Source organism: Parafannyhessea sp. LCP19S3_B1 (assembly GCF_052121955.1).
GTDB lineage: Bacteria > Actinomycetota > Coriobacteriia > Coriobacteriales > Atopobiaceae > Parafannyhessea.
On the sequence record NZ_JBQKDH010000005.1, the window covers coordinates 12,333 to 29,909 of the forward strand.

The 17,577-nt window shown below is 66.6% G+C and carries 16 protein-coding genes and 1 tRNA gene; 15 read left to right on the plus strand and 2 right to left on the minus strand.

Features of this window, described 5'->3' with window-relative positions; genetic code table 11:
• From rpe to ACTQWE_RS03270, 11 genes are all read left to right on the plus strand, one after another.
• Positions 1–681 (plus strand): ribulose-phosphate 3-epimerase, encoded by a 681-nt coding sequence (gene rpe, locus ACTQWE_RS03220; RefSeq protein ID WP_441855767.1) that lies wholly within the window; start codon positions 1–3, stop codon positions 679–681.
• A 2-nt stretch (positions 682–683) separates the two neighbouring features.
• Positions 684–1,856, plus strand: coding sequence for a cysteine desulfurase family protein (locus tag ACTQWE_RS03225; RefSeq protein ID WP_441855765.1), 1,173 nt, complete (start codon positions 684–686; stop codon positions 1,854–1,856).
• A gap of 2 nt (positions 1,857–1,858) precedes the next feature.
• On the plus strand, positions 1,859–2,572 hold the full coding sequence (locus ACTQWE_RS03230) for a zinc ribbon domain-containing protein (protein ID WP_441855763.1): 714 nt from the start codon (positions 1,859–1,861) through the stop codon (positions 2,570–2,572).
• Positions 2,572–3,783, plus strand: coding sequence for a bifunctional phosphopantothenoylcysteine decarboxylase/phosphopantothenate--cysteine ligase CoaBC (coaBC, locus tag ACTQWE_RS03235; protein WP_441855762.1), 1,212 nt, complete (start codon positions 2,572–2,574; stop codon positions 3,781–3,783). Before ACTQWE_RS03230 ends, coaBC begins: the two co-directional genes overlap by 1 nt.
• 1 nt (position 3,784) lies before the next feature.
• Complete coding sequence (locus ACTQWE_RS03240; protein WP_441855760.1) at positions 3,785–4,633, plus strand: deoxyribonuclease IV; 849 nt, start codon at positions 3,785–3,787, stop codon at positions 4,631–4,633.
• 2 nt (positions 4,634–4,635) lie between these two features.
• Positions 4,636–6,456, plus strand: a complete 1,821-nt coding sequence (locus tag ACTQWE_RS03245; protein WP_441855758.1) for an ABC-F family ATP-binding cassette domain-containing protein — start codon at positions 4,636–4,638, stop codon at positions 6,454–6,456.
• Between the two features lie 43 nt (positions 6,457–6,499).
• A complete protein-coding gene (locus tag ACTQWE_RS03250) occupies positions 6,500–8,242 on the plus strand; it encodes an ABC transporter ATP-binding protein (RefSeq protein ID WP_441855756.1) in 1,743 nt (580 codons plus the stop codon).
• Positions 8,242–10,092, plus strand: a complete 1,851-nt coding sequence (locus ACTQWE_RS03255; RefSeq protein ID WP_441855754.1) for an ABC transporter ATP-binding protein — start codon at positions 8,242–8,244, stop codon at positions 10,090–10,092. The genes ACTQWE_RS03250 and ACTQWE_RS03255 overlap by 1 nt, the downstream gene beginning before the upstream one ends.
• An 86-nt stretch (positions 10,093–10,178) precedes the next feature.
• Positions 10,179–11,666, plus strand: a complete 1,488-nt coding sequence (locus ACTQWE_RS03260; protein WP_441855752.1) for an NAD(P)/FAD-dependent oxidoreductase — start codon at positions 10,179–10,181, stop codon at positions 11,664–11,666.
• Positions 11,659–13,020, plus strand: coding sequence for an NAD(P)/FAD-dependent oxidoreductase (locus tag ACTQWE_RS03265; RefSeq protein ID WP_441855750.1), 1,362 nt, complete (start codon positions 11,659–11,661; stop codon positions 13,018–13,020). The genes ACTQWE_RS03260 and ACTQWE_RS03265 overlap by 8 nt, the downstream gene beginning before the upstream one ends.
• A gap of 1 nt (position 13,021) precedes the next feature.
• Positions 13,022–13,405, plus strand: coding sequence for a DUF1667 domain-containing protein (locus ACTQWE_RS03270; protein ID WP_441855748.1), 384 nt, complete (start codon positions 13,022–13,024; stop codon positions 13,403–13,405).
• Positions 13,406–13,493: 88 nt separating this feature from the next.
• On the opposite strand, the gene ACTQWE_RS03275 is transcribed toward ACTQWE_RS03270, so the two are convergent.
• Positions 13,494–13,811: an MGMT family protein gene (locus tag ACTQWE_RS03275; protein WP_441855746.1), complete on the minus strand. Its 318-nt coding sequence runs from the start codon at positions 13,809–13,811 to the stop codon at positions 13,494–13,496.
• 73 nt (positions 13,812–13,884) lie between these two features.
• Here ACTQWE_RS03275 and ACTQWE_RS03280 point away from each other — a divergent pair, with 73 nt between their 5' ends.
• Both ACTQWE_RS03280 and ACTQWE_RS03285 read left to right on the plus strand, forming a co-directional pair.
• Positions 13,885–14,418 (plus strand): acyl-CoA thioesterase, encoded by a 534-nt coding sequence (locus ACTQWE_RS03280; protein WP_441855744.1) that lies wholly within the window; start codon positions 13,885–13,887, stop codon positions 14,416–14,418.
• A gap of 120 nt (positions 14,419–14,538) precedes the next feature.
• Positions 14,539–14,615 (plus strand) — tRNA-Pro (locus tag ACTQWE_RS03285).
• 91 nt (positions 14,616–14,706) lie between these two features.
• On the opposite strand, the gene ACTQWE_RS03290 is transcribed toward ACTQWE_RS03285, so the two are convergent.
• A complete protein-coding gene (locus ACTQWE_RS03290) occupies positions 14,707–14,991 on the minus strand; it encodes a hypothetical protein (RefSeq protein WP_441855742.1) in 285 nt (94 codons plus the stop codon).
• 291 nt (positions 14,992–15,282) lie between these two features.
• Between ACTQWE_RS03290 and ACTQWE_RS03295 the strand changes: the two genes are divergently transcribed.
• Together ACTQWE_RS03295 and ACTQWE_RS03300 are read left to right on the plus strand one after the other, a co-directional pair.
• Entirely contained in the window at positions 15,283–15,489 is a 207-nt protein-coding gene (locus ACTQWE_RS03295; RefSeq protein WP_441921258.1) for a hypothetical protein, read from the plus strand.
• A gap of 3 nt (positions 15,490–15,492) precedes the next feature.
• Positions 15,493–17,577, plus strand: coding sequence for an Eco57I restriction-modification methylase domain-containing protein (locus tag ACTQWE_RS03300; RefSeq protein WP_441855738.1), 2,085 nt, complete (start codon positions 15,493–15,495; stop codon positions 17,575–17,577).

Sequence of the window (17,577 nt, forward strand, 5' to 3'; positions counted from 1 at the left end):
ATGCCAAACGAAAGCGTACTGATTGCACCGTCGGTCCTCTCGGCCGACTTCACGCGTCTGGGCGAGGAGCTCGAGAGCATCAAGAACGCGGACCTCGTCCACTACGACGTGATGGACGGGCACTTCGTGCCGAACCTGAGCTTTGGCACGGAGATCCTGCGCCAGGCTAAGGCCGCGACGAGGCTTCCCCTGGACGTGCACCTGATGGTGACGAATCCGGAGGAGCAGGTGCCGTGGTACCTCGCGGCCGGCGCGGACGTCGTGACGTTCCACTACGAGGCCCAGACGCACGCGGACCGGCTCGTGGGGCTCATCCACGACGCGGGTGCGAAGGCGTGCGTCGCGCTGAACCCGGGGACGCCCGTGGCTGCGCTCGACGCGATCCTGGACGAGCTCGACATGGTGCTCGTGATGACGGTGAACCCCGGCTTTGGCGGGCAGAGCTTCATCCCCGGCTCCGTGAGGAAGCTCAGGGCCCTGCGCAGGATGTGCGCGGAGCACGGCGTGAGCCCGCTCGTGGAGGTGGACGGCGGCATCGGCGCGGACAACGTGGGCGAGGTCGTCGCCGCGGGCGCGAACGTGATAGTGGCCGGAAGCAAGGTATTCAAGGCGGCGGACCACGCCGCAGCGATTGAGGAGCTCCGCCGCAACGGCACCATGGGGCTCGCCAAGAGGGCATAGGGATGCAGAACAAGAACTACGTGTACCTGGACTTCGCGGCCTCCGCGCCCATGTGCGAAGAGGCAAGCGAGGCGGAGCGGCTCTACGAGGGGTCGCCGATAGCGGGTGCGAACCCGAACTCGCTCCACACGCTGGGGCGCATGGCGTACGCGCGGCTGGAGCAGTGCCGGCGCGACATAGCGCGCTGCGTGGGCGGCGGCTTCAGGCCGGCGGACGTGGTGTTCACCTCCGGCGGAACGGAGTCGAACAACCTCGCGCTGTACGGCATGGCCGAGGGCGCGCGCGACCGCGACCGCAACAGGACGAGGGTCATCGTCTCGGCCATCGAGCACGACAGCGAGCTTGACGTGGTGCCGGCGCTGCGCGGCCGCGGCTTCGAGGTGGAGCTCGCCAGGCCAAACCGCGAGGGCGTCGTGACGGAGGACGCCGTACGAAGGCTCCTGGGGCCCGACGTGGCGCTGGTGAGCGTGATGAGCGCGAACAACGAGACGGGCGTCGTGCAGCCGGTGGGCAAGATCGCCCGCGCGGCGCACGAGGCCGGCGCGCTGTTCCACACGGACGCGGTGCAGGCCTTCGGGCGGATCCCGCTCGACGTGGCCGATGCCGACGCCGTGAGCATCGCCGCGCACAAGATCGGCGGCCCCGTGGGCATAGGCGCGCTCATGGTGCGCTCGCGCTGCCCCCTGCGGCCCCAGAGCTTCGGCGGCGGGCAGGAGCAGGGGCGCCGTCCCGGTACCCAGGACGTGCGCGGGGCGCTCGCGTTCGCGGCGGCGGCCAAGAGCTGCGCGGACGGGCTGGACCGCACGCGAGCGGTCGTCCAGGGCCGGGCAAACGCGCTCTTCTCGCGCCTGTGCGCGGAGGGCACGGGCATCCTGCCCACGGTGAGCGCAACGGTGGACGAGGGACGCCTGCCTGGCATGGTCTCCGTCATGGTCCCGACCCTGGACTCCGAGACGCTCATCCTGAAGCTCGACCAGCTTGGGTTCGAGGTGTCCGCGGGCTCCGCGTGCTCGTCCGGCTCGCTCGACCCCAGCCACGTGCTCTCCGCCATGGGAATCGCCCGGGGCGACGCCCTGGGATCGCTCAGGATCTCGTTCGACGAGCGCGTGAGCGAGGGCGACCTGGACCGCTTCGCGGACGCCCTCCTTGGCATCGTCTCTAGCAACCGGAGGTAGACATGAACGACTACGAGGCGCTCCTGCGCCTTCAGCAGATCGACCTGGAGCTCATGCGCGACAGCCGCAGGCTCAAGGCGATGCCGCAGCAGAAGAGGATCGCCGCTGCCGACGCGGCGAAGCGCAAGGTGGCCGGCGAGCTCACGAAGATCGTGGGCCAGCGCAAGGACGCCGAGCTCGAGCTCCAGGACGCGGAGGCCGAGCACGAGCACCTGATGCAGAAGACGGACGAGGTGAGGGCCCTCGCGCAGGAGGGCGACTACCGCCAGGCGTCCAGCATCGAGCAGCAGCTGACCTCGCTCGCCAAGAAGATGGAGAAGATCGAGTTCAACTACAAGGAGACGTCCGACCGCCTGAAGCGCCTCCAGAAGGCCGAGAGGAACGCGCGCGACCTGGACGCGAAGCTCGACGAGGAGCGCGCGGCCCAGCAGGCGTCGTTCGAGCGCGACACCGCGGACATCATGGCGCGGGTGCGCCAGCTTGCCGACGAGCGCAAGCGCATGGTCGCGGCGCTGGACGAGGACACGCTCGCGCGCTACGACGCCGCGGCGAAGCGCTTTGGCGGACTCGCCGTCGAGAAGCTCGAGGGCAACGTGCCGTCCGTGTGCCGCGTTAAGCTGCAGCCGAGCCTGTTCAGCGACCTCAAGCACGCCGGTTCGATCGCGGAGTGCCCGTACTGCCACCGCCTGCTGGTGACCGAGGAGGTTGCCGACTGATGGCGAACGTGACGCTGGTGGTGTGCGGCGGCATCGCGGCGTACAAGGCGTGCGAGGTCATGCGCGGCCTGCAGAAGGCCGGCTGCGACGTGCGCGTCGCCATGACGCAGGACGCGACGCGCTTCGTGGGCGAGACCACGTTCAGGGCGCTCTCGCACCACGAGGTGGTCACGTCGCTGTACGGCATGCGCGAGACGGCCATCCCGCACGTGGAGTCCGCGGACTTCGCGGACCTGGTGCTGGTGGTGCCCGCGACGGCGAACGTGATGGCGAAGATGGCGTGCGGCATCGCGGACGACGCGGCGACGGCGACGATCCTCGCGGCGCACTCCGACGTGCTGGTGGCGCCCGCCATGAACGTGAACATGTGGCGCAACCCCGCGACGCAGGCTAACGTTTCACTGCTGCGCGGCCGCGGCGTGCGCTTCGTGATGCCGGCGTCCGGCGAGCTCGCGTGCGGATACGTGGGCGAGGGCAAGCTTGCGCCCGTGGAGGACATCGTGGCCGCGGCGCTCGCCCTTCTCGGCAAGGCAGAGGGCGCGGGCGAGAAGTACGCGGCGCTCGCGGGCAGGGACGTCGTCGTGACGGCGGGTCCCACGCACGAGGCCATAGACCCGGTGCGCTACATCGCGAACGCGTCAACCGGCAAGATGGGCTACGCAATAGCGCGCGAGGCGGCGCGCCGCGGGGCGAACGTGACGCTCGTGAGCGGTCCGACGGCGCTCGCGACGCCCGACGGCGTGCGCCGCGTGGACGTGGTGAGCGCCGCGCAGATGCACGAGGCGGCGCTTTCGGCGTTTGGGGGCGCGGACGCCGCGATATGCGCCGCGGCCGTGGCTGACTACACGCCGAAGGCCCCGGCGGACCACAAGCTGAAGAAGACGGAGGAGCACCTGGACGCGATCGAGCTCGTGGAGACCGCGGACATCCTGCGCGACCTGAGCGCGCGCAAGGGCGACCGCGTGGTGGTGGGGTTCGCCGCCGAGACGGACGACCTCCTTGCCCACGCGCGCCAGAAGCTCGAGCGCAAGGGCTGCGACCTCATAGTCGCGAACGACGTGAGCCGTGCGGACAGCACGTTTGGGTCCGACACCGACCGCGTTGCCTTCGTGTACCCGGACCGCGTGGAGCAGATGGACACGCTGCCGCTGGAGCAGGTCGCGGCGGAGCTCCTGGACAGGCTGGGCGCCCTTCTGGGGAGGGTGCGCTAGCGTGGGCGCGATCACGATCGGCTGCCACCTGTCCACCTCCGCGGGCTTCGAGGCCATGGGAAGGACGGCGCTCGAGATCGGCGCGAACACGTTCGCGTTCTTCACGCGCAACCCCCGGGGCGGCAGCGCGAAGGCACTGGACCCCAGGGACGTGGAGGCGCTTCTGACCCTGATGGCCGAGCACGGCTTTGGGAAGCTGGTGGCGCACGCGCCGTACACCATGAACCTGTGCTCCGCCACGAAGCGGACCGTGGAGTTCGCGCGCGAGGCCATGGCCGGCGACCTTGAGCGCATGGAGGCGCTGCCGGGCAACTACTACAACTTCCACCCCGGCAGCCACGTGAGGCAGGGGGCAGGTCGCGGCATCGAGCTCATCTGCGAGGGGCTGAACCAGGTGCTGGTACCCGGCCAGCGCACGCGCGTGCTGCTAGAGACCATGGCCGGAAAGGGCACGGAGGTGGGTCGCAGCTTCGAGGAGCTGGCGCGCATAATCGACGGGACGCGCGAGGACCAGCTGCTTGGCGTGTGCCTTGACACGTGCCACGTGAGCGACGCCGGCTACGACGTGGGCGGCGACCTGGACGGCGTGCTGGACGAGTTCGACCGCGTGATCGGCCTGGACCGGCTGTGCGCGCTGCACCTGAACGACTCGAAGAACCCGCGCGGGTCGCACAAGGACCGCCACGAGAGGATAGGCGAGGGCACGCTGGGCCTGGATGCCTTCCGCGCGGTGGTCACGAACCCAAGGACGCGCGACCTGCCGATGATACTGGAGACGCCGAACGACCTTGCGGGATACAGGCGCGAGATAGCGCTGCTGCGTGGGCTTGCGGCGGACGTGGAGGAATAGCTTTGGGAATTCTGATTGGCTGCGAGCACCTGAGCATGGAGTGGCCGGGCAAGCAGGTGCTGCGCGACCAGACCATAGGCATAAACGAGGGCGAGCGCATAGGCATCGTGGGCAGGAACGGCGACGGGAAGTCGACGCTCTTGGAGCTTGTGGCTAAGCGCCTGGAGCCGGACTCCGGCAAGGTGACGTACCGCAACAACATCGAGGTGGGCATGCTCGCCCAGGACGACGCGCTCGACGACGCGGACACGGTGGAGCACGCCGTGGTGGGCGACGTGCCGGAGTACGTGTGGGCGTCCGACCCCAAGGTGCGCTCCGTGGTGGACGAGCTTCTGGGCGACGTTGACTGGCACGCGAGGGTGGGGGAGCTCTCTGGCGGGCAGCGCCGCCGCTGCGACCTGGCGCGCGTGCTCGTGGGCACGTGGGACGTGATCCTGATGGACGAGCCCACGAACCACCTGGACATGGGCGCAATCACGTGGCTCGCGCGGCACCTGAGGTACCGCTGGCAGCAGGGACAGGGCGCCCTTCTCGTCGTGACGCACGACCGCTGGTTCCTGGACGAGGTGTGCGAGCACATGTGGGAGGTGCACGACGGGGTGATCGACCCGTTCGAGGGCGGCTACTCCGCGTACATACAGCAGCGCGTGGAGCGCCAGCGCCAGGCGGTCGTGACGGAGGAACGACGCCAGAACACCCTGCGCAAGGAGCTCAACTGGCTCGCGCACGGCGCGAAGGCGCGCTCGAGCAAGCCGAAGTTCAGAATCGACGCCGCGATGGCGCTCCTGGCGGACGACCCGCCGCTGCGCAACACCACGGAGCTGAAGCGCCTTGCCGTGAGCCGCCTGGGCAAGCAGGTCATGGAGCTTAAGGACGTGAGCGCCGGCTACGGCGAGCGCCAGGTGCTGAGGGACGTGAGCTGGCTCATAGGGCCGGGCGACCGCTACGGCATCCTGGGCGAGAACGGCGCCGGCAAGTCCACGCTCCTTAAGGTGATGACGGGCCGCATGCTGCCGAGCGCCGGCTACGTCAAGATCGGCAAGTCCGTGAAGTTCGGCATACTGTCCCAGCACCTGGACCAGCTGCGCGAGAAGGACGACTGGCGCGTGGAGGAGCTCCTGGCCACGTTCAAGAAGTACTACGTGGTGGACGGCAAGCCGCAGAGCCCGGAGCAGCTGCTGGAGCGCCTGGGCTTCGAGCGCAGGGAGTTCCCGACGTTCATCAAGGACCTGTCCGGCGGCCAGAGGCGGCGCCTGTCGATACTGTGCGTCCTTCTCCGCGAGCCCAACGTGCTCATCCTGGACGAGCCCGGAAACGACCTCGACACGGACATGCTCGCCGTGCTTGAGGACCTGCTTGACACGTGGCCGGGCACGCTCATCCTGGTGAGCCACGACCGCTACCTGATGGAGCGCGTGACGGACGACCAGTTTGCGCTGATAGACGGCCACGTGCGCCACGTGCCGGGCGGCGTGGACGAATACCTATCCCTTTTGGATGGCAGCATACAAAAGTCGAATTCGACATCCGCGCCCGCCGCGGCTAACGTGGTTGCGCAGGGCGAGAAGGACGGCGGCCCCGCGCCGACGGGCCTTTCCAACGCCGAGCGCCGCGAGCTGAAGAAGCGCTACGACGCCGTGGCGCGCAAGCTGCAGAAGCTCGAGGGAGAGCCGGAGCGGCTGCGTGCGCGCATGGCGGAGCTGGACGCGTCGGACTACCAAGGCCTCATGGACGCGCAGTCCCAGATAGACGACGTCGAGGCCCAGGTGGACGAGCTCGAGACGGAGTGGATAGAGCTGTCGGACAAGCTGGGCCTGGACTAGCCGCGACGTGCTGGGACAGAGGGGCCGCGGAGGGAAGTATGCTTTGCGTGAGCTGCTGATGAGGTACCTGCGGGGATACCGCGGGCGCGTGACCGTGGGCATGGCGGCAAAGGTGGTCGAGGTCGCGTTCGACCTCATGACGCCCATGATCGTGGCGCGCATGATAGACGTGGGCGTCGCGCACCACGACGCCCGCTACGTGCTGAGGATGGGCGCGCTGCTGGTGTGCCTTGCGTGCGTGGGCTACTGCTTCACGCTGGTGTGCCAGAGGATGGCGGCCCTGGTATCGCAGGGCGTGGGGACGGACCTGCGCAATGCGCTCTTCAAGAAGACGATGGAGCTCTCCGCCGAGGACGTGGACCGCTTTGGCACGCCGTCGCTCACCACGCGCATCACGAACGACGTGAACCAGGTGCAGGTGGCGATCGCCCTTGGCATCCGTCAGCTCATACGCTGGCCGTTTTTGGCCGTGGGCTCCATGGTGGCCGCGCTTCTCATCGACTTTAAGCTGGGCTGCATATTCCTTCTGTGCACGCCGCTCATAGGGCTCGTGTTCTGGTTCGTGATGTCGCGCGCCGTGCCGTACTTCCGGCAGATGCAGACGCGCCTTGACCGCGTGAGCCTCATCACGCGGGAGTCTCTTTCCGGCGTGCGCGTGATCCGCGCGTTCCGCCGCGAGAAGGACGAGTTTGCCCGCTTCCGCCACGCCGCCAACGACCAGGCCGCCACGGCTGTCGCCGCGGGCAGGCTGACGGCGCTCTTGAGCCCGGCGACGTTTGTGGTGCTGAACGCGGGCGTGGTCGCGATTCTGTGGAGCGGCGCGTTTCGCGTGAGCGCGGGCGACCTTACGCAGGGCGAAGTCATGGCGTTCGTGAACTACATGACGCAGACGCTGCTTGCCGTGGCGTACGTGGCGAACCTCGTGGTCACGTTCACGCGCGGGTCGGCCTCCGCCCAGCGCGTCATGGAGGTGCTGGACGCGAGCCCGGCCCTTGCGCAGACGGAGGCGGGCTGCGTGGAGCCGCCCGCGCGCGGCGCGGCGCCTGCCGTGAGCCTGGACGACGCCACGTTCTGCTACGCGGGGTCGTCGCAGCCGGCCCTCGCGCACGTGACGCTCGATGTGCGCGAGGGCGAGACCTTGGGCATCATCGGCGGCACGGGGTCGGGCAAGTCCACGCTCGTGCAGCTGCTGCCGCGCCTGTACGACGCCACGTCCGGAAGCGTGAGCGTGCTCGGGCGCGACGTGCGCGAATGGCCGCTTGAGCAGCTGCGCGCCACCGTCGCCATCGTGTCTCAGCGCGCCTCGCTCATGACGGGGACGATCCGATCGAACCTGACGTGGCGAAAGCCGGACGCCACTGACGACGAGCTGTGGGCGGCACTCGAGCTTGCGCAGGCGGCAGACTTCGTGCGCGCGAAGCCGGCGGGCCTGGACGAGCCGGTGGAGGCAGACGGCAAGAACTTCAGCGGCGGCCAGCGGCAGCGCCTCACCATCGCGCGCGCCCTCGTGGGGTCGCCGCGCGTCGTGGTGCTGGACGACTCCGCCTCTGCGCTCGACTTCGCGACGGACGCGCGCCTGAGGCAGGCCCTGGCCTCGCTTTCGGGCACGACGACGAGCGTCGTCGTCTCTCAGCGCGTGAGCGCGGTCATGGGTGCCACGAAGGTGCTCGTGCTGGACCACGGCCGCGTGGCCGGAATCGGCACGCATGCACAGCTGCTGCGCACGTGTGCGCTGTACCGCGAGATCTGCCTGTCGCAGCTCTCTCCGGAGGAGGTGTCAGCGTAATGGCCAACCCGTATGCCGCGGGGGCATCCGCCTCCGCAACCATGTCGAACGTGCGCGGAAACGTGGGCGGCACAGACCCCAACCAGGGGATGGACGTTGCGGGCTACGGCGTGGGCACGGTGCTGCGCCGCGTCATGCGCTACGTGCGGCCGCACCTGCCGCTTCTGGTCGCCGCGTTTGTGGCCTCCGCCGCTTCCGTCGTGCTGCAGCTGTACGTGCCCGTGCTCATAGGCAACGCCATCGATTGCATGGTCGCCGCCGGCCGCGTGGACTTCGCGCGCCTGGCGCCCGTGCTCAGGCGGCTCGCCGTTGTGGTGGCCGCCGCGGGCGCTTGCCAGTGGGTGCAGGGCTACTGCACGAACCGCCTCTCGTACAACACGGCGCGCGACCTGCGCGTGGACGCGTACGGCAAGCTCGACCGCCTGCCGCTGTCGTTCGTGGACTCGCACTCCCACGGCGACCTGCTGTCCCGCGTCATAAACGACGTGGACCAGGTGAGCGACGGCCTGCTGCAGGGCTTCACGCAGCTGTTCAACGGCGTCGCCACCATCGTGGGAACCATCGCGTTCATGCTGTCCATATCCGTGCCCGTCGCGCTCGTCGTCATCCTGCTCACGCCGCTGTCCGTGCTCGCGGCCGGGCTCATCACGCGCAAGTCCGCCTCTTCGTTCGCGGCGCAGCAGGCGCTGCAGGGCGAGCTCGGCGGCTTTGCGGAGGAGGTCATCGGCAACCAGAAGCTCGTGACGGCGTTCGCGCACGCGCCGGCGGACGTCGCGACGTTCGGCCGCGTGAACGCGGAGCTGTACGGGAAGGGCGTGCGTGCGCAGTTCATAAGCAGCCTCAGCAACCCGTCCACCAGGCTCGTGAACAACGTCACGTACGCCGCGGTCGCCATCGCCGGTTGCGCGAGCGTCATCACCGGCTGGCCCACGCCGCTCTCCGTGGGGCAGGTGCAGAGCTTCCTCTCGTACGCGAACCAGTACATGAAGCCGTTCAACGAGATCTCCGCCGTCGTGACGCAGGTGCAGACCGCGTTCGCCTCCGCGCGGCGCCTGCTCGCGCTCATGGATGCCGCGGAGGAGGAGCCGGACGCCGCGGACGCGAGGGAGCTTCCCGCCCCACGGGGCGAGCTCGAGCTGGACCACGTGTTCTTCTCGTACAGGAAGGACCGTCCGCTTTTGCGGGACGTGTGCATACACGTGCCGGCCGGCAAGCGCTTTGCGCTGGTGGGGCCCACCGGCTGCGGCAAGACCACCCTCATCAACCTGCTGCTGCGGTTCTACGACGTGGACGGCGGCACCATCACGCTCGACGGCATGGACACGCGCGGCCTCACGCGGCAGAGCCTGCGCTCCGCGTTCGGCATGGTTCTGCAAGAGACGTGGCTGTTCGAGGGCACGGTGCGCGACAACATAGCGTACGGCGTGCCGGGCGCCACGGACGATCAGGTGGTGGCCGCCGCAAAGCGCGCCCACGCGCACAAGTTCATCGTGCAGCTGCCCCAGGGCTACCAGACGATGGTGGGCGAGGGCGGGGGCGCCCTCTCGCAGGGGCAGCGCCAGCTGCTGTGCATCGCCCGCGTCATGATGTGCGACCCGGCGGTGCTGCTTCTGGACGAGGCGACGAGCTCCATCGACACCCGCACGGAGCTGCAGGTGCAGGACGCGTTCGACCGCATGATGGAAGGCCGCACGTCGCTCGTGGTGGCGCACAGGCTCTCGACCGTGCGCAACGCGGACTGCATCATCGTCATGCGCGACGGCCGCGTGGTGGAGAAGGGCACGCACGAGGAGCTGCTGGCCGCCGGCGGCTTCTATCGCGACCTCTACCAGAGCCAGTTCGCCCGCTAGCCGAGGCCTTGCCCCCATCGTTCCTGCGCGCGCTAGCATATGGACCGCCGGATGACCCGGACGCACCCTTGCAGGACGGAGGACCGATGGACGGTACCATAGTTTATGACGCGCTCGTGATAGGCGCCGGGGTGAGCGGGTGCTCCATAGCCCGCGAGCTCAGCCGCCTGGACGGGCGCTTCCTTGTGCTGGAGGCGGAGGACGACGTGTGCGCTGGCACGTCGAAGGCGAACTCCGCCATCGTGCACGCTGGCTTCGACGCCAAGACCGGCACGCTCATGGCGAGGCTCAACGTGGAGGGAAACGCGCTCTTTCCGCAGCTTGCGCGCGAGCTGGGCTTTGCGTTCGACCGCATTGGCTCGCTCGTGGTCTGCACGGATGAGAAGGACATGCCCGCGCTCGAGGCACTTTTGGAGCGCGGCCGCGCAAACGGCGTGCCAGAGCTTCGCATAGTGGGGCGCGAGGAGCTCGTGCGCATGGAGCCCAACATCGCGGACGGAGCCGTCGCGGCGCTGTGGGCGCCCACGGCCGGCATCTGCGACCCGTTTGCGCTCACGGCCGCGCTGGCGGAGAGCGCCGCCACGAACGGCGTGAGCTTCCGCTTTGACGCGCGGGTCACGGCGGTGGAGCCCGTGACGCTGGAGGGCGGCGCGCCCGGCTGGAAGGTGACGGCCGGCGGCGACGCGTTCTTCTCGCGCGTGGTCATAAACGCGGCCGGCGTGTACGCGGACCAGATCCACAACATGGTGAGCGTGGACACGCTCACGATAGTGCCGCGCCGTGGCGAGTACGAGCTTCTTGACACCACGGCCGGCGGCCACGTGCGCCACACCGTGTTCATGCTGCCCACCAAGATGGGCAAGGGCGTGCTCGTGACGCCCACGGTCCACGGCAACCTGCTGGTGGGACCCACGGCTGACGACATCGACGACAAGCGCGGCACCCAGACCACGCCGGCCGGCCTTGAGGCCGTGCGCCGCAAGAGTGCCCTCACGGTGAGGGACATCCCGTTCCGCGAGACCATAACGTCGTTCTCGGGCCTGCGCGCGCACCAGCCGGGCCACGAGTTCATCATAGGGCCCGTCGCGGGCGCGCCGGGGTTCCTGGACTGCGCCGGCATCGAGAGCCCGGGCCTCACGGCGAGCCCCGCGATCGGCCGCATGGTAGCCGCGCAGGCAAACGACATACTGGGCCTGCCGCGCAACCAGAGCTTCGAGCCGCGCCGCCGCCCCATCCCAGACCTCAAGCGCATAGGCCAGGGCGAGTGGGAGCGCCTGATAGAGAGCGACCCGGCGTACGGCACCATCGTGTGCCGCTGCTGCCGCGTGAGCGAGGCACAGATCCGCGACGCGTGCCGCCGCGTGCCTGGCGCGCGCTCGCTGGACGGCGTGAAGCACCGCACCGGCGCGTGCATGGGCCGCTGCCAGGCGGGCTTCTGCACGCCGCGCATCATGGAGATCCTGGCAGAGGAGGTCGACGGCCTGTCCATGGAGGACGTTACGAAGTGCGGTCCGGGCTCGCGCATGGTCGTGGGCCACGACAAGCAGGCGGAAGGGGGCGAGCGCCATGACTAGCATGGCCACAGGCGCACATGCCGGCGCCACTGCCGGCGCGGGCGAGAAGAACGCCGCCGCGGCCGATGCCGTGCCAGAGCTGGCGCGCGACATCGTGGTCGTGGGCGGGGGCTCCGCAGGCCTTGCCGCCGCCATTGCCGCGCACGACGCCGGCGTCGAGTCCGTGCTGGTGCTTGAGCGCGAGCCGCAGCTGGGCGGCATCCTCAACCAGTGCATCCACAACGGCTTTGGCCTCCACACGTTCAAGGAGGAGCTCACGGGCCCGGAGTACGCGGCCCGCTATGTGGCACGGGCGCGCGAGCGCAACATCGAGCGCATGCTGAGGACCACGGTGCTGGACGTGTCCCCGGAGCGCGTGGTGACGGCCGTCAGCGCGGAGCGCGGCATCTTCCGCGTGCGCGCGAGGGCCGTGGTGCTTGCGATGGGCTGCCGCGAGCGGCCGCGCGGCGCGCTGGACATCTGCGGCACGCGCCCGGCCGGCGTGTACACGGCCGGCACGGCGCAGCGTCTGGTAAACATCGACGGCCTGCTGCCGGGACGCGAGGTCGTGATCCTGGGCTCCGGTGACATAGGGCTCATCATGGCGCGCAGGCTCACGCTCGAGGGAGCGCACGTGGCATGCGTGGCGGAGCTCATGCCGTACTCCGGCGGCCTCAAGCGCAACATCGTGCAGTGCCTGGACGATTTTGGCATACCGCTCAAGCTGTCCCACACCGTGGTGAACGTGGAGGGCGAGCGCCGCGTCGAGGCCGTCACCATCGCCAAGGTGGACGAGCACCTGCGCCCCATACCCGGCACGGAGGTGCGCTACCCGTGCGACACGCTGCTGCTCTCCGTGGGGCTGCTGCCGGAAAACGAGCTCAGCCGACAGGCCGGCGTGCGCATAAACCCCGTCACGCGCGGCGCGTACGTGAACGACCAGCTCATGACCAGCGTCCCGGGCGTGTTTGCCTGCGGCAACGTTCTGCACGTGCACGACCTGGTTGATTACGTGAGCGAGGAGTCCGCGCACGCCGGTGCGTGCGCCGCGCGCTACGTGCAAGAGGGCGCGGGCGAGAAGGACGACCCCGCCGCCGCGACCGAGCTTCCCATAGAGGCCACGGGCGGGGTGCGCTACACCGTGCCCTCGTTTGTCTCGCCCGGGCGCATGGCGGACACGATGAAACTGCGTTTTCGCGTGGGCGCGGTCTACCAGGACCGCTACGTGTCCGTCTACGTGGGAGACCGTCGCGTGTCGCACCGTCGCAAGCCCGTGATGGCACCGGGCGAGATGCAGGAGGTTACGCTGAGGCGGGCCGACCTTGCGGACGCCCGCCCCGGGGATGCCGTCCGCGTTCTGCTGGAGGATGAGTAGCATGTCGCAGGAAACGAGAGGCGCCGCATGCGACGTCACGCTCACGTGCATACGCTGCCCCAAGGGCTGCCAGGTGACGGTGACGCTGGAAGGCGGCCAGGTCACGTCCGTCTCGGGCAACGGCTGTCCGCGCGGAGACGCGTACGCCCGCAAGGAGGTGACGGACCCCACGCGCGTGGTGACGACGGTGGTGCCCGTGAGCGGGTCTGACGTTTCGCGCATGGTATCGGTCAAGACCGCGGGCGACGTGCCGAAGGCGAAGGTGCTGGACGTTGTGCGCGCGCTTTCCGGCGTGAGCATGGCGGCGCCGGTGCACATTGGCGACGTGGTGCTTGCAGACGTCTGCGGCACGGGCGTGGACGTGATCGCCACGAAGGACGTGTAGCGCACGGCCCTACGCCGCGCGCCCTCCGGGCCGTGCCTCGACGCACCGCGCGTCCTGCGGCCCCACGCCCCGCGGCCCTAAAAAGATCCTACAGCGCCTCCCAGCGGCAGCGTCGCATGTCGACCCTGCCGCTGGGAGTAAACGCAACGCCCTCGTCCTCAAGCATGGCGCGCTGGGCGCCGGGCCCGCCAAACGCGAAGCCGGGCGCGAGGGATCCGTCCGCAAACACCACGCGGTGGCACGGCACGCCGCCGGCAACGCCGGGACTCGCGTGCATGGCAAAGCCCACGTAACGCGCCTTGCGCGGCTCTCCCATCATTGCGGCTATCTGCCCGTACGTCGCCACGCGGCCGCGCGGTACCTGTCGCACTACGTCGTATGCGCGTTCGAAAAAGCCCTCGTCCATGCGTGCCCCCATCTGCTATGTTTGCTACGTACCATATCCCACGGCGCCGGCCGTGCCAACAGAGAAGGACAGCATGACGGAAAGCGACCTAAACCAACTCGTGAGCCAGACCACGGCGCCGCAGGAGACGCGCCCCCTGCGATCGCAGGAGCGCTCGCGCACGCGCGCGACGCACACGGTGGTCCACGGCGACATGAACGGTGAGAACCGCCTGTTTGGCGGCCGTCTTATGGAGTGGATAGACGAGGCCGCGGGCATAGCCGCTCGCCGACACTGCGGAGGCTCCGTCACAACGGCATGCGTGGACAGCCTGGTGTTCAAGAACCCGGCCTACCTCAACGAGATCGTGGTTATCGACGCATACGTCACGTATGTCGGCAAGACATCACTCGAGGTCCGCGTCGATTCCTACGTGGAGGACGTCGCGACGGGGGAGCGCAAGCAGATCAACGTTGCCTACCTCACGGAGGTCTGCGTAGGGGAGGATGAGCGACCCCGGCGAATTCCGTTTGGTCTGAAGCTCGACACGGATGAGCAGCGCAACGAGTGGCACATGGCGCAGATTCGCAAGATGATCCGCCGCGAGCGCCAGGAGCAGGGCATCTAGCGGTCGTCGGGTCATCGTCGGCGATTGATTTTCGAAAATTGTCGCAATTTCCGCTTGCCCCGTCCTCCTCGTCCTGCTATATTATTCAACCGCAGGCGGGCGAGAGCTCAAACGCACAAACGGGTGGTGGCGCAGCTTGGTAGCGCACATGACTGGGGGTCAAGGGGTCGCTGGTTCGAATCCAGTCCACCCGACCACGAAACCGCAGGTCAGAGGCTTAAGCTTCTGACCTTTTTCTTATATGTACAGTTTTTGTACCGCGTCGAACGTTCTTATCCTACTTTTGTTTCAAGACTCGCGGGCGACCTTCGCAATCGTGTTGAGCGCCGCCACGGACTGGTTGTAGAGCGTGCCTATGGAGCGCGGGTTGCGCACGATGTCGTGTGAGGTCTCGTAGTCTAAGGCGACGGTGCCCGCCCCCATGCGCATCACGCCGTCCGTGAGGCAGTGTATCAGGAGCCTAACCACCTGACTCCTGGAGCAGCCCATCTCGGCAGAAGCCCGGTCCAGGACCCCGAGCTCCACGTCGGAGATCCGGACGTTCAGGCGCCTCGGCATGGCGTCACGGCTCAAGTCGGTCACCCCCCAGGGGCGCGGGGCATCCCCCGCAGAGAGAAGGGACGTTCGGACGGTGCGGCCGCGGAGGCATCTCCCGGGGCACAGACGAAAGTCTGAGCCATCGGGACAGATCCTGCGGCCACCCTGTCCACTCCGTCCGCAGTGTCCATCCTGGCCACCGTGGGTGTACAGGATGGGCTACTTGATATCAGTGGAGTTAGCTCGATGAAGCGATGCGTGAAACGCTCCCAAATGATACGATGTCTATCGAATGTATTGCATTCCTACTCCTGCTGAGGCCACCCAGTGAAGTACTCAGACCTCGTCGAAGACGGAGCGAATGATAACAAGAAGCAGGAATTCCTAGCGGGAGACGGAATGGCGTCCATCACGATCAGGATTCCGAAGAACCTTCGTGACGCCGGCAAGGAGGCAGCGACGCTGAGGGGCGTTAGCTTCAGTGCATTCATCTGCGTGTGCATGATTGACGAACTCGTCAAGAAGGGGCAATAGCTAGTGGCTCTTGACGAGCAACATATCGCCGGGTCGGACTTCATCGAGAGCTTTGACTCGCGCTACCCGACGCGTATCCTGGAGACGCTCCTTTGCGACCGCACCACCGGACGCAACATCATCTGGGCCGATAACGAGTACGAGGCGCTCGGCGACGGCTACATGGGAGATGACGAGATAACCGTGGAGAAGATTACAGGTCTCTCCTCCGGCGTCATCAAGCCCCGCATCGCCAAGGAGCAGGAGCACCAGTCTCAGCGCACCAGGACGCGCGCTGAAGTGTTTACTCCATCGTGGCTGGTGAACCGCATGAACAATGACCTCGACGCCGTTTGGTTCGGCGCGCGGGACATCTTCAACGTTGAGGCGGACACCACATGGTGCCCCAGCGCGGTGCCGGTTGCTTTCCCCAAGAGGAAGGGCTTCGGCTGGCACGCCTACGTTGAGAGTCCCCGTTTGGAGATTACCTGTGGTGAGGCTCCCTTCGTGTGCTCGCGCTACGACACCGTCACGGGAGATTCCATCCCCGTAGCGGCGCGCATCGGCTTCCTCGACCGGAAGTTGCGTGTCGTGAGCGAGAAGACAAAGTCGCGCCGCGAGTGGGTGCGCTGGGGTCTCGCCGCCCTTAAGGCCTCCTACGGCTTCGAGTACCAGGGTGACAACCTGCTCCTCGCGCGCATCAACGTGCTCGAGACGTTCTGCGAGCACCTGCGCGAGCGTTGGGGTTCGAGCATATCCGATGAGGAGCTGGACCAGGCCGCGTGGATAATTTCGTGGAACTTCTGGCAGATGAACGGCTTCACCTGCGCGGTACCCACCAACAAGATGGACGCCGTCGTACAGTCGGCGCTCTTCGGATACGAGGAGCCCGTACCGGAGCCCCTGCAGCCCACGCTGTTTGATCTCTTAGACGAATCGCCCTTCGACGCTACAGCAGAAAAGGAAGAGGAGTCCGACGAGACGGTGCCCCTCTGCGTCATATATGACTGGCAGAAGAACGAGCCCCTCGAGTTCCAGGCAATGAAAGGCAAGACACGTCCTATGGACAAGAAATTCTATGCGGTAATCGGAAATCCTCCGTACCAGAGCGATAAGGATGACAACGACCGTAAGCCGCCAATATACGATGTATTCATGGACGCAGCTTATCAAGTGAGTGATCGGGTTGAACTTGTCACGCCTGCACGTTTTCTTTTCGATGCTGGCCAAACGCCTAAAGCGTGGAATGAAAAAATGCTTAATGACGAGCACTTGAAAGTTCTGTCATACGAGCCAGACGCATCAACGGTCTTCCCCAACACAGACATTAAGGGTGGAATTGCAGTCACGCTGAGGGATGCCACCTCTGATTATGGGGCAATAGAGACTTTCACAATTTACCCGGAGCTCAACGGGATATTAAAGAAAGTCAATCATGCAACACGTGGGCAGTTGCGCCTTGACAGCATCTTTGCGTCTCAGCGTTGCTACAAATTCTCTGACCTCTTCTACCAGGAAAACGCTAAGAACGAGAATGTCTCGAGACAGCTAGGACCAGGGAATCGAATCAAAATTGTCTCGAAGGTAATGGAGACGTTGCCTGAAATTTTTACAGTCAAGCCGAACGGTCCTGAGGCAGACGTCTATAAGTTCTTTGGCCGGATAAATGGTAAGAGAGGGCATCGCTATATAGCAAAGAGGTTCATCAGCGAGAACGAATATTTAGATGGATTCAAGCTGTTGATTCCGGAAGCTAACAACTCAGGAAAATACGGAGAAACGCTCGCAGAGCCAATAGTAGCTGGCCCCAATACTGGGTCATCGGATACATTCCTGAACGCTGGGCCTTTCAAAACTGAGGGTGAAGCTCGTAATCTTGCACGCTATTACAAAACAAAATTTTTCAGAGCTCTTCTCGGTGTGAAGAAGGCGACTCAGCACAGCCCGTCGCAAGTTTGGAGGACGATTCCGCTTCAGGACTTCACAGATAGCTCAGACATTGACTGGTCCAAGTCTGTTGCTGAAATCGACCAACAGCTCTACGCGAAGTACGGCCTCTCCGATGAGGAAATCGACTTCATCGAGACCCACGTGAAGGAGATGGACTAG